At 37.1% G+C, this 12,628-nt stretch carries 9 protein-coding genes; 2 read left to right on the top strand and 7 right to left on the bottom strand.

What is annotated here, in order from left to right; all coding sequences use genetic code 11:
* Nucleotides 1–11 precede the first annotated feature (11 nt).
* The 7 genes from SB679_RS00420 to glgB form a co-directional block, all read right to left on the bottom strand.
* Nucleotides 12–2,828 carry a 2-oxoglutarate dehydrogenase E1 component gene (locus SB679_RS00420; protein WP_410700278.1) on the bottom strand — a complete coding sequence of 939 codons (2,817 nt, stop codon included), beginning with the start codon at nt 2,826–2,828 and terminating at the stop codon, nt 12–14.
* A 123-nt stretch (nt 2,829–2,951) separates the two neighbouring features.
* A complete protein-coding gene (locus tag SB679_RS00415) occupies nt 2,952–3,992 on the bottom strand; it encodes a polyketide cyclase (protein ID WP_410700277.1) in 1,041 nt (346 codons plus the stop codon).
* 70 nt (nt 3,993–4,062) lie between these two features.
* The gene (locus SB679_RS00410; protein WP_317739945.1) at nt 4,063–5,331 is read right to left on the bottom strand and encodes a glucose-1-phosphate adenylyltransferase; all 1,269 of its coding nucleotides are present in this window, start codon (nt 5,329–5,331) and stop codon (nt 4,063–4,065) included.
* A gap of 17 nt (nt 5,332–5,348) precedes the next feature.
* The gene (locus tag SB679_RS00405) at nt 5,349–5,885 is read right to left on the bottom strand and encodes a hypothetical protein (protein ID WP_410700276.1); all 537 of its coding nucleotides are present in this window, start codon (nt 5,883–5,885) and stop codon (nt 5,349–5,351) included.
* 1 nt (nt 5,886) lies between these two features.
* The gene (locus tag SB679_RS00400) at nt 5,887–7,293 is read right to left on the bottom strand and encodes a glycogen synthase (protein ID WP_410700275.1); all 1,407 of its coding nucleotides are present in this window, start codon (nt 7,291–7,293) and stop codon (nt 5,887–5,889) included.
* A gap of 35 nt (nt 7,294–7,328) precedes the next feature.
* Nucleotides 7,329–7,874, bottom strand: a complete 546-nt coding sequence (locus SB679_RS00395) for a hypothetical protein (protein WP_410700274.1) — start codon at nt 7,872–7,874, stop codon at nt 7,329–7,331.
* Entirely contained in the window at nt 7,871–9,820 is a 1,950-nt protein-coding gene (gene glgB / locus SB679_RS00390; RefSeq protein ID WP_410700273.1) for a 1,4-alpha-glucan branching protein GlgB, read from the bottom strand. The genes SB679_RS00395 and glgB overlap by 4 nt, the downstream gene beginning before the upstream one ends.
* Nucleotides 9,821–10,032: 212 nt before the next feature.
* On the opposite strand from glgB, the gene SB679_RS00385 reads away from it, so the two are divergent.
* Together SB679_RS00385 and SB679_RS00380 are read left to right on the top strand one after the other, a co-directional pair.
* Complete coding sequence (locus SB679_RS00385) at nt 10,033–11,157, top strand: alpha/beta hydrolase (protein WP_410700272.1); 1,125 nt, start codon at nt 10,033–10,035, stop codon at nt 11,155–11,157.
* A gap of 5 nt (nt 11,158–11,162) precedes the next feature.
* Complete coding sequence (locus SB679_RS00380; protein WP_410700271.1) at nt 11,163–12,578, top strand: M17 family metallopeptidase; 1,416 nt, start codon at nt 11,163–11,165, stop codon at nt 12,576–12,578.
* Nucleotides 12,579–12,628 lie beyond the last annotated feature (50 nt).

Below are 12,628 nucleotides of genomic sequence, written 5' to 3'. Positions count from 1 at the left end.
TATTATTTAAATTAAGCTGTTACCGGTCTTTTTGCGGGAGCATCATCTCTATCGAACACTCTGTTTATAACCGCATTTTGATTTTTCTCAAACATTTTATGACTTCCCGGAGCCGGAGCACCGCTTGGAACCGGTGAAATTACCTGAATTCCTGTATCTCTGAAGTTTCTTAAAATGTAAGACCAAGCTCCCATGTTTTCTGGTTCTTCCTGAGCCCAAACAATTTCTTTTTTGTTTTCGTATTTGCTGAAGATTTGTTCGATGGTATCGGTTTGTAAAGGATACAACTGCTCGAATCTTACCAATGCAATATTTTCAGCATTAAGTTCTTCTTTTTTAGCCAATAATTCAAAGTAAAGTTTACCTGAACACAGTACTAATTTTTCTACTTTTTTAGGATCAGCTGTTGGATCGTCCAAGATAGGCTGGAATGATCCGTTGGCGAAATCTTCTAATGGAGAAACCACTTTTGGATGTCTTAATAAAGATTTAGGACTCATTACGATCAATGGTTTTCTGAAGCCCCATTTCAACTGTCTTCTTAACAGGTGGAAATAGTTGGCTGGAGAAGTGATATTGGCTACCACCATATTTTCGTTGGCACAAAGTGTCAGGAATCTTTCTAGTCTTGCTGATGAGTGTTCTGCACCCTGTCCTTCTGAACCGTGAGGCAATAACATCACCAATCCGTTCTGGATTTTCCATTTTTCTTCTGCTGCTGCCAAATATTGGTCAACAATAATCTGAGCACCGTTCACGAAATCTCCAAACTGAGCTTCCCAAATGGTTAAAGTATTAGGAGAAGCCATCGCATACCCATAGTCGAAACCTAGTACCCCATATTCTGAAAGGTGAGAGTTGAAGATATCAAATCTGCTTTCTGAAACATGTTTTAACGGAACGTATTCTTCTTCTGTATCTTCTGTTTTTACGACTGCATGTCTGTGAGAGAACGTTCCTCTTTCCACATCTTCACCGGAAATTCTTACGTTATGACCTTCAACAAGCAATGTAGCATATGCTAACCACTCACCTAGTGCCCAGTCTAATGAATTTCCTTCAATCGCTTTGATACGGTTTTCGAAAAGTCTTGTAATTTTATTGATGAATTTTTTATCTGCCGGAAGAGTTGACATCGTTAATGCCAGTTCTTTCAGCTTTGCAATATCATATTTAGTGTCTACGGGAATCTGAACTGCTCCTCTTTTCGCAATCGGATAAGGAACCCAGTCTTCTGACATAAACAGATCCATTGTATTTCTTTCGATTTCCTTAGATGCATCAAAGTCTTTATCTAAAAGTGCTTTAAAATCTTCTTCCATCTTCTTAAGGATGTCATTGGAAACTACACTTCCTTTGATTAATTTCTCTTTATAAATCTCTCTTGGATTAGGGTGCTTAGAAATTAATTTATACAAATTAGGCTGCGTGAATCTTGGTTCATCCCCTTCATTGTGTCCGTATTTTCTATATCCTAATAAATCAATGTATACATCTTTTCCGAATTTAGCTCTGAAATCAGCTGCAAAATGAATGGCATGTACTACTGCTTCTGCATCGTCAGCATTCACGTGCATTACCGGAGATTCAGTTACTTTTGCAATATCAGTACAATAAGTAGATGATCTTGCATCAGCATAGTTAGTGGTAAATGAAACCTGGTTATTGACTACAATATGAACTGTTCCTCCTGTTCTGTAACCTTCAAGGTTCATCATCTGCGCTACTTCATACACAATACCCTGTCCTGCAACCGCACCGTCTCCGTGGATGATGATTGGTAATATTTTAGAGAAATCTCCTTTGTATTTATCATCTACTTCAGCACGGCAAATACCTTCTACCAAAGCAGCAACTGTTTCTAAGTGTGATGGGTTTGGAGTCAGATTAATTGAAACTTCTTCTCCTGAAGCGGTTTTAATTCTTTTAGAAGATCCCAAGTGATATTTTACGTCACCTGAAAATACATCTTCTTCAAATTCTTTTCCTTCAAATTCTGAGAAAATCTGTTTGTATGACTTACCAAAGATGTTGGAAAGAACATTTAATCTTCCTCTGTGAGCCATTCCTAACACCACTTCATCTACTCCCAGCTGAGAAGATCTTGAAATCAACTGGTCCAAAGCTGGAATCAATGTTTCTCCTCCTTCTAATGAGAATCTTTTTTGTCCAACAAATTTTGTGTGAAGATAATTTTCAAAAGCAACCGCCTGATTTAATTTTAATAAAATTTCAGTTTTTTCATTCGCTGAAAGGTTCGGGTGGTTTTCATTCACCTGAAGCCATTTTTTAATAAAATCTTTTTCTTCAACATTGTTGATGTATGTATATTCTACTCCGATAGAATCGCAGTAAATATTTTCCAAATGTTTGATAAGATCCTGTAGTGTTGCAGGCTCTTTCATACCTGTTTCAACAGCACAGTTGAATTTTGTGTTTAAATCTTCCTTGCTAAGACCGAAGTTTTCGATGTCTAAAGTAGGCATGTAATGTCTTCTTTCTCTTACAGGATTGGTTTTTGTAAACAAGTGTCCTCTTGTTCTGTACGCTTCAATAAGATTTACTACTTTAAACTCTTTTTTGATATGCTCAGGAACTTCTCCATTTGATACCGCCTGAGATATTTGCTGTACTGCCGGGGCAGCATTGGCTGAAGCCTGAATATATTGGATGTTTTCGTCATCTCCGTAGTTCTCCAAAGCAAAATCGAAGCCTTGAAAGAAGGCTTTCCATGATGGTTCTAAAGAATCCGGGAATTTTAAGTATTGTTGGTATAAATCCTCAATTAATTGAGAATGAGCTGCGTTTAGGAATGAAAATCTGTCCATTATTACAGTTTATCTATTATTAAAATTTATTTGTATAATTAATCTTCAAATTTAATAAAAAAAACCGACTTGGAACAGCCTGAAAACTATAAAAAAACCATAAAAAAAATAATTTTCAATATTTTACTTAAATACTGATAATGAGAGTTTCATATTTACCTCCTGCCCTTCTACGGGACGCTCGATAAAAGTCTGTCTGATATCGCCGAAACGCATCTCATCTTTTTTCGCTTTTTGGATCAGTTGCAGGATTGCTTTCACTCTTGCTTCATAGCTTCCTCTGTAGTACATCACATAATTCTGTGAAGCATTAACGGATCTGAAATTAAAGTTGTTGTCTGAAACCCCTATTTTTTTGGAAAGCGGAATCCCCAGGAAGTAAGAAACTTCTTTGTCTTTGTAGTTATCTGCATCCGTGATGAGTATTGGATATCCGAATTCATCATCTTTTTTTCCTAAATCCATTGTCACAAAGTTATAAACCTTGTTATAGTTCATAGCGATATTCCTGTACAGAGCATCTTTTTTGTTGGAAGTACTTACATTGATCCCGAGCAGCATTTTACTTTCTTCATTTTCCACCATCAGACTGTCATACTTAATCGCGGCCATCTGGTTGTCTTTTTCTACTTTGTTGCCCAATACATTTTTAAGGTTCACCATACTTTTAGTAATGTTTTCAGCGAACCTGTCTTCCGTCCAGAAGTTTTCAACTCTTCTTAGCACTGAAAGTTTCGGGGTATGTACATACCAGATGATTTTTGTCTTTTCAGCGGATACTGCTTTAAATTTAACATCTACCAGCGTAGGATTTTCATTTCTGTCCTCAAAAAGCTGGTATTTTAATGTTTTATTTGGATTTTCATACCGGATGAACATTTCTCCATCAGTATCGTTTTTAGGATCTACGTAACTGATTGCGCTTCCCTGCCCTTCATAAGGGGTATAATAATCGATATCAATAGACTGGGAACTTTTAAAGAAGTTGTTCCACCGTGTAAAATTCTGCAGATTATTGAATTGCGGAAATACTTTATCCACGGGATAATCAATCTCTTTTTCAATCTGAAAATTTTTACTGTCGTCCACAAAGTAGTACATGGAAGCGGCATAAGCCCCCACAATAAGAACGATAATTACACTTATTATTTTAAAAAAACGCATCGCACAAAAGTAATACAAATAAAAAAAGTGACCAATATGTTGATCACTCTAGTTGTATGTTTAACAATAATTAACCAATATGGGTTCCGGAAGGAAGAATAGCCCCTTTTTTCACCACGACAATACCGTCCTGTACAGAATGGGTTCCATAGTCTCCGTCTGGAATATGTTTTCCGCCAATAATTCTTACATTGTCTCCGATGTAACAGTTTTTATCTAAAATTGCTTTTTCGATATAACAGTATTTGCCGATTCCCATGTTAGGAAGGCCGCTGCTGTCATTAGCCACAATTTCAGTAGTGTTTTGGTAGAAATCTGCACCCATGACGTAAGAATTCACAATGGTGCTTCCTTTATCGATACGGGTTCTGTTTCCAATCACGGAATTTTCAATTTTATCTGCCATAATGATGCATCCGTCTCCGAACACCGCTTTGCTTACATAAGATCCGTTGATTTTTGACGGCGGAAGCATCCTTGCTCTTGTATAAATCGGGGAGGATGAGAAAAGGTTGAATTGAGGAAGATCCTGGCATAGATCCAGATTGGCTTCATAAAAAGATTCAATTGTTCCGATATCCGTCCAATATCCTTCATACTGATAGCTCAAGGTAGTATATTTCCCTATTGAATTCGGGATAATATCTTTTCCGAAATCATCTCCTGCGCCTTCATCAAACATCTTTTTAAGGATAGTTTTCGTGAAAATATAAATTCCCATCGATGCCAGATATTCTTTTCCTTTCTGTTTGTTCTCCTCTGAAACTTCAGATTGTAAGCCATCCAGAACATCATAGCCCGGTTTTTCCACAAAGGAAGTAATATTTCCTTCATCATCTGATTTAAGGATTCCAAACCCTGTTGCATCTTTTGCATTAACAGGAATGGTTGCGATGGTTACATCACCACCGTTTTCAATATGGAAATCCAGCATGGCTTTAAAATCCATCTGATACAGCTGATCCCCGGAAAGAATTAAGATATAATCATAATCGTATTTTTCAAGGTGCTTCATAGACTGACGTACGGCATCTGCCGTTCCCTGATACCAGCTTTCGTTCTCTACATTCTGCTCAGCCGCTAAAATATCAACAAAACCTTTGCTGAAAATATCAAAGTGATACGAATTCTTGATGTGAGAATTTAAAGAAGCTGAATTAAACTGCGTAAGAACCAGAATTTTATTCAATCCTGAATTTAAACAATTAGAAATAGGAATGTCTACCAACCTGTATTTTCCAGCAATTGGAACTGCCGGTTTAGACCTTGAATACGTTAAGGGGAACAATCTTGTTCCTCTACCTCCTCCCAAAACAATGGAAATTACATTGCGTTTCATAAATATATTGCGTTTTTTTATTTTATTAAATTTACTGTTCTATTTTTAGTATTTACTCTCATGCTAAAACATTCTTTATTTTCCGCTTTTAGAGCATTATTATATACCACAACTTCATACAGCCCCGCTTTTAATTCTTTCACATCTTGGTCTACCCCATCAATTGCGATGTAATGTTTTTTAAGCTCTTCCCTAAATATTGCATTGGTAATCAGCACATCCATTACCTCCATCCTTTTCATTGCAAAACCTTCAATATCTTTATTATATTGTACCCTCCAGTCTTTCCCATATTTTCTTTCAAGGGCATTATATGTACACTGATTTTCAGCCATAATACTATCCATTGTCTTTTGGGCAACCATACAACCCGCCACATTGAAATATTTAATCTTCCATTTGCCAGATATACCTTCTCTGGCAGCATCAGTTACCGGATGAGTAAACCCGAAACTCAGAATCCAATAATTACCATCTGCATGAATGGCAGGATCCTGTCTTTTACAGGAAAACATTACGATCAGACATAGAATGGAAAACAATATTTTCTGCATTCTAGTTTTTATATAAAGCTATATATTTTTCTGCAGATTTCTCCCATGCAAAATCAAAATTCATGTTGGCATGAATTAAATCTTCCATGACTCCTTTTTGATTGTAGATAGCAACTGCCCTGTTCATGGCATGAAGGATATCATCTACTCCTGAATAAGTAAAATTCAGTCCGGCGCCTCCGGTGGAAATATCTTCCACAGTATCTCTTAAACCGCCTGTATATCGCACTACAGGAACTGTGCCATAACGCATCGAATACATCTGATTCAGCCCGCAAGGTTCCACTCTTGACGGCATCAACAGAAAGTCTGCCGAGGCATAAATCTTATGGGAAAGATGTTCTTTGTATCCCAAATCTAAAGCAAAATTTGTATAGGTATAATCGTACTCTTTCAGTTTGTTTTCAATATAGGTATTTCCTGATCCCAGAATTATAATATTCAGAGCGCCATAGCTTTGCTTAATACTTCGCCAAACCACATCCGGAAGGAGATCTGCTCCTTTTTCCGTGGCAAATCTTCCAATGAAAGCAAACAAAGGAAGCTCCGGTTTTAGGCCATACTCTTTACATAATTTTTCTTTATTTTTCTTTTTTTGAGTGACTGCATTTTTTACAGAAAAATTAAAATCAAGCATTGGATCGGTCTCCGGATTCCAGACTTCGGTATCAATTCCATTGATAATTCCGTATGCTTTCCCGAATTCATCGCGAACAAGACTTTCCAATCCTCTGAAACTTACAAAAAGTTCTTCAAGGTATCCCTCGGAAACAGTTGTAAAAGCATTGGCACATTTGATCATACTTGCCAGCGGATTGATATAGCCTTTCCAGTCCAGAAGTCCCCATTTATAAGAATCAAAAGCAGGCATATAGTTGGACATTTCCCAGCTCATCATTCCCTGATATTCGCCATTATGAATCGTTCCAATGGTTTTCACATCTTTTAAAAATGAAAATTCAGGACAATATTTAATCATAAAAGGAACTAACCCTGTATGATAATCATGACAGTGAAGAACGTCGGGTTTTATCTTCATCGCGCTTAACCAATGCAGAACACCATGCTGAAATGCCAAAAACTGAAAGCTTTCATCCTGATAACCGTATGGATTATCGCGGTCTAAAAGTCCAGGAATTTTGATCATATATAGCTCAAATCCTAAAGCATCTGTTTTCTCCTTCATTACCTGAACCTGAAGCATATTCGGGCCCTGGTGAATGAATCCATCAAAAACAACGTCAAATTCATGATCATAGATGAAAGATTTGTTGTACCAGGGCATTACTACCTTAGCATCTACTCCTTTTATTTTATTCTGATATTTCGGCAATGCTCCTACAACATCTGCCAACCCTCCTACTTTGGCTACAGGATAACATTCTGTGCTAAGGTGATAAATTGTCATTTTTATTTAAAAATTTAATTATTAAAAAAACTCCCTTAAAAAGTTGTTTTGATATTGAGTTCTAATTCAAATAGATATTGTGTTTTATCATCAAAAAAATACTCTTTGACCATAATCGTACAATCTTCTGATTGAAAGGTTATTAATCCATATTTTTCAAGGTGGTCAACATCAAAAGCTGATGATTCATCGAATGCAAAAGTTTCCACTTTCCATGATAAAAACCCTTCTTCTGAATCATGATCTTTATGTACCTCTCCTCTGTTTTGCAATTGTTCATTTGGGTAAAATCTGAACATAAGAGAATCCTGGGTTATCAGTTTTTTAATAAGACTGCGTGTGTCGGCTTCACTTACCATACAAATCATTTCATGCACCTTGTCATGTGAAAAAATGATTTTATGTTTTTCCACTTTAAAATCATAAAAATACAGTTCATCATTTAATTTTGCATCCGACAAGGGTGGAACAATTCCTGCCCCGGCAAAATCCCGTAACGTCTCTTCATCAAAATCGGTTCTGATAATATCCTTTTTAAGATCTTTATACTCTTTTCCTAAAACGTCTAAAACCTGAATCATTTTTTATGCTGTTTTATTCTTTGTAATTTATAACTTTTATCTTTTTTCTGCCGTAAAATAACGCCTGCAAGAGGCGGTAGTTTTATACTGATTGACTTCGGATGATTCATCCATTCTTCCTGCTGTTCTTTAAAAATATCCGGTTCTACAGCACTCCCACCGTATTTTTCATCATCAGAATTAAAGACAACTTCCCAATGGGTTCCTGCATTCACTCCAATTTTATAGTCCAGTACAATGGGTTTTAAATTCAGAATCACCATAAAGACATCATCTTTTTTCTTACCTTTTCTTGCATATATATAAACGGAATTCTCCAGATCATCTGCTTCGATCCATTCAAAACCGTTTTTATCAAACTGATTCTCATAAAAAACAGGCTCACCTCTATACAAATGATTCAGATCTTTCACAAGGGTCTGCAGTCCTTTATGGACGGGATATTGCAGCAGGTGCCAGTCAAGACTTTGGGTAAAATTCCATTCGCTGGTCTGCCCAAATTCATCCCCCATAAAGAGCAGCTTTGCTCCCGGGTGCGTGTACATATAAACATACAATGCCCGAAGGTTTGCAAATTTCTGCCATTCGTCTCCGCTCATTTTATAAATCAAGCTTGCTTTTCCGTGTACTACTTCGTCATGTGACAAAGGCATCATATAATTTTCATTATACATATACATGGAAGCAAATGTGAGTTTATGATGATGAAACTTCCTTGCATCAGGCGTTTCTTTAAAATAATCCAGCGTATCGTGCATCCAGCCCATCATCCATTTCATTCCGAAACCAACTCCGCCGTCATGAACAGGCTTTGTCAACAACGGAAAATCTGAACTTTCTTCAGCGATGGTGATAATGCTCTCTCCAAATTCTTTATAAACTGCTGTATTGAACTCCTGAAGAAAAGCTTTGGCTTCAAGATTTACATTGTCACCATATATATTAGGTTCCCATTCTCCTTCGTTTCTGGAATAATCCAGATGCAGCATTGAAGTTACGGCATCTACCCGTAGCCCGTCTGCATGATAACGTTCAAGCCAGAACATGGCATTGGAAATCAGGAAAGATTTCACTTCATTTCTGCCATAATTGAAAATATATGATTTCCAGTCCGGATGAAAGCCTTTTCTGGGATCTTCATGTTCGTATAAATAAGAGCCGTCAAAACGATGAAGCCCATTCGCATCTCCCGGAAAATGAGAAGGTACCCAATCCAGGATAACCCCAATTCCGTTTTTATGGAGCTCATCGATCAAAAACATCAGATCCTGTGGTGAACCGAAGCGTGATGTTGCCGCGTAAAACCCTGTGATCTGATATCCCCAGCTTGGATCATACGGGTATTCCATTACCGGCATAAACTCTACATGGGTGAAACCCATTTCTTTGATATAAGGAACGAGCTTTTCTGCGATATCCCTGTAATTCAAAAAACGTTTTGGATCATCACTTTCTCTCAGCCATGAAGCAAGATGCATTTCATACACAGATATGGGAGCTTTTAAGCTGTTGTTCTGCCATCGGTTCTCCATCCATTTTTCATCTCCCCATTCATACCAAGTGGTAGAAACAAGCGAAGCCGCCTGAAGGTTCTGTTCCCAACTTAAGGCATACGGATCGCTTTTTTCCAAAATATCTCCGCGTTCAGTTTCCACAGCATATTTATATAACGTTCCCCAGGTAAGTCCTGCAATAAACCCTTCCCAAATCCCTGATCCGTCCCATCGGGGAAACAAAATATGGTCTTTATCGTTCCAATTATTAAAGTTCCCGATTACCGAAACTTTTTTTGCATTCGGGGCCCAGACTGAAAAATAAACCCCTCGAACTCCGTCTTTTTCTACAGAATGTGCACCAAACTTGTCATAGAGTTTATAATGCTTACCTTCTTTAAAAAGATAAACATCATGATCCGTGAAAAGCGTGTATGTTTTAACAGAATTCATCAATAGTTTTTTGTATTTAAATATTTTTTTGAAACTACGAAAAACATCAACAAGAGAAGTTAATTATTAATGAAATAATTACCATGTTAATCTTCTTCATGAGCCAATCTATCAAATATATAGTTTTTAGTGCATTATTTTTATAAATTTAACCACAATCTATATAAAAAGTTTTTTTATACATTTAGCGTTTAATTTTTATATAAACACTCATGATGACGTTTGAACTTTACACTGAAGAAAGTGATGACAGGACGGTATATATCACCGGAAACTTCAATAACTGGAATCCGAGAGATCCCGGTTTTCAACTTAAAAAGCTAGATCCCAACTCATATTCTATTGACATAGACAGCCAGCTTCTGCCTGACCATATTGAATATAAATTCACCAAAGGAGGCTGGGAAAATGTAGAGCTCGATCAATACGGAAGTATTACTCCCAACCGAAAAGCAGAAAAAATAGAAGGCAAAGTTGAGAGTATTGTTGAAAAATGGAGACTTAACTGGGGACCTTTCAAAAAAGAATTTTTCCCGATCGCAGAAATTATTTCAGAAGAATTTTATATTCCCCAGCTTGACCGCTACCGTAAAGTCTGGGCATTATTGCCTTACGACTATTACGTTTCCAATAAAAGCTATCCTGTACTTTACCTGCAAGATGCTCAAAACCTCTTTAATGAAGGAAGCGGGTACGGAAACTGGGAAATCGATAAAAAACTTTCTATTCTCGCTGAATATGGCCGTGGAGATGTTATCATTATCGCCATCGAACATGGAAGTGAGGAACGCATCAAGGAATACATTTTTGATAACGACAATATTGCCCACGGCTCTGAAGGTAAAAAATATATCCGTTTTATTACAGATACTCTTAAGCCTTTTGTGGACGAACATTACCGCACCAAAAAAGACAGGGAAAATACGGGCATCGGCGGAAGTTCTCTGGGTGCTTTGATCAGTATATACAGTGGTTTTCTGTATCCGGAAGTCTATTCTAAACTATTGATTTTTTCTCCTTCACTTTGGGTGGAACCTAATAATAATTTCCCAATGATGAGTTTAAGGGTTCCTTTCAAAACAAAGATTTACCTGTATGGAGGTGGCCAGGAAGGATCTAAAATGGTAAAAAGAATCTACGTTTTTGAAGAATATTTAAAGAGATGGGAAAAGAAGAATCTTTTTGACTTCGAATTCAAAACAAGCATCAATCCGGAAGGTACACACAGTGAATTTTACTGGTCGCAGGAATTCCCAAGAGCGATGGAATGGCTGTTCTATGACAATACGGAAAACCCCGTGGAAGTAACTCCTCAACAAAAAAGCATTACCCAATAAAGCATATGAAATTAATCAACAAAAAAAATAAAAGCTACACTCAGATCTTTCAACTGTTTACAGAAGAGGAATGGGGAAAAACGAATCAGAATTTTAACAAAAATGTTTCTTCTTTTTTTACGGGAAAGAAAAATGAAGTTTTTGTTATTACAAATGAAGATACCATCACCTATTGTATTGGTCTTGGGAAATCCGGAATTCAGGATTTTGAAGTACAGCAGGTAGCCACTAAATTTTCTCAGACTCAGAAAAAAAATCTACTGCCCGCTCCTACACTTTTGGTAGCTGATTTTCTGAATGAAAAACAATTCGAAGAGTTTGTAAAAGGACTCCTTATCGGAACTTACCATTATCCTTTTGACAAAAGTCATCCTTTCTGGAGTGCCGATTTTGAGATTCATACCGAAAATTTAACTCAGCAAAAACTGGATAATATCAGTCAAAAAGCTGAAGCGTTGAGTAACGGACAGAGTGCCTGCCAGGACTGGCTTAATAAGCCTGCCAATCTTAAAAAACCTGAGATTTTTAGTGCCTATCTTCAGGATTTAGCAAAAAGTCATCAGCTAAACTATACGTCTTTCGACAGAAAAAAATGTGAGGAACTCGGATTAGGCGCCTATCTTTCCGTTAATCAAGGAAGTGCTTATGATGCTGCCTTTACTATTTTAGAATACAAAACAACCGCTAACAATGCCAAAACAATTGGATTAGTTGGAAAATGTGTCTTGTTTGATACAGGAGGAGTTTCTTTGAAAAATCCCGACAATATGCATTATATGAAATCTGATATGGGTGGCGCCACTGCTGTTTTAGGAGCATTAATTTACGCTTCTGAGATGAAACTGCCGGTGAATATCATCGCGATTTTACCGATTACCGACAATGCTATTTCTGAAAATGCTTTTCTTCCAAGTGATGTGATCACCGCGTACAACGGGAAAACGATCGAGGTCCTTAATACTGATGCGGAAGGAAGAATGATTTTAGCCGATGGGCTTTCTTATCTTGCTAAAAATTACAGCACTGATATACTTATTGATCTCGCTACTTTAACGGGAAGTTCGGTAAGAATGTTCGGTGATACGTGTGGGGCTTTATTTTCAAATGATGAAGACCTTAAAAATCTTTTGGTGAAAACAGGAGATAAAACCAATCAGAGATTATGGAATCTGCCTTTATGGGATGTTTGGAAAGATGACATCCAGTCTGATGTTGCAGACCTTAAAAACATCTCTATGAAGCCTATTGGCGACTGTATCATCGCTGCAAAATTCCTGGAACATTTTATTGAAGGGCACCCAAAATGGGCGCATTTAGATATCGCAGGAGTGGCTTTCGGAAGCATAGGATATGCTAAAGAAAAAGCCGCAACCGGCTTTGGAGTGCAATTGCTGGCCGATTTAATCGAAAATTATCATTAAAAATTAGTTTATTACAAAAAATCTCTGTATACTTGATAGAAGAATTCTCA

This window comes from Chryseobacterium sp. SIMBA_029 (assembly GCF_046535275.1).
In the GTDB taxonomy this organism is placed as follows: Bacteria; Bacteroidota; Bacteroidia; order Flavobacteriales; family Weeksellaceae; genus Chryseobacterium.
Note: the sequence above shows the minus strand (reverse complement) of the source record. Positions and strands in the feature narration are given on the sequence as shown.

Coding starts and splice junctions, on each gene's coding strand:
- SB679_RS00420 (WP_410700278.1), bottom strand. CDS start 2,828: ATGGACAGATTTTCATTCCTAAACGCAGCTCATTCTCAATTAATTGAG.
- SB679_RS00415 (WP_410700277.1), bottom strand. CDS start 3,992: ATGCGTTTTTTTAAAATAATAAGTGTAATTATCGTTCTTATTGTGGGG.
- SB679_RS00410 (WP_317739945.1), bottom strand. CDS start 5,331: ATGAAACGCAATGTAATTTCCATTGTTTTGGGAGGAGGTAGAGGAACA.
- SB679_RS00405 (WP_410700276.1), bottom strand. CDS start 5,885: ATGCAGAAAATATTGTTTTCCATTCTATGTCTGATCGTAATGTTTTCC.
- SB679_RS00400 (WP_410700275.1), bottom strand. CDS start 7,293: ATGACAATTTATCACCTTAGCACAGAATGTTATCCTGTAGCCAAAGTA.
- SB679_RS00395 (WP_410700274.1), bottom strand. CDS start 7,874: ATGATTCAGGTTTTAGACGTTTTAGGAAAAGAGTATAAAGATCTTAAA.
- glgB (WP_410700273.1), bottom strand. CDS start 9,820: ATGAATTCTGTTAAAACATACACGCTTTTCACGGATCATGATGTTTAT.
- SB679_RS00385 (WP_410700272.1), top strand. CDS start 10,033: ATGATGACGTTTGAACTTTACACTGAAGAAAGTGATGACAGGACGGTA.
- SB679_RS00380 (WP_410700271.1), top strand. CDS start 11,163: ATGAAATTAATCAACAAAAAAAATAAAAGCTACACTCAGATCTTTCAA.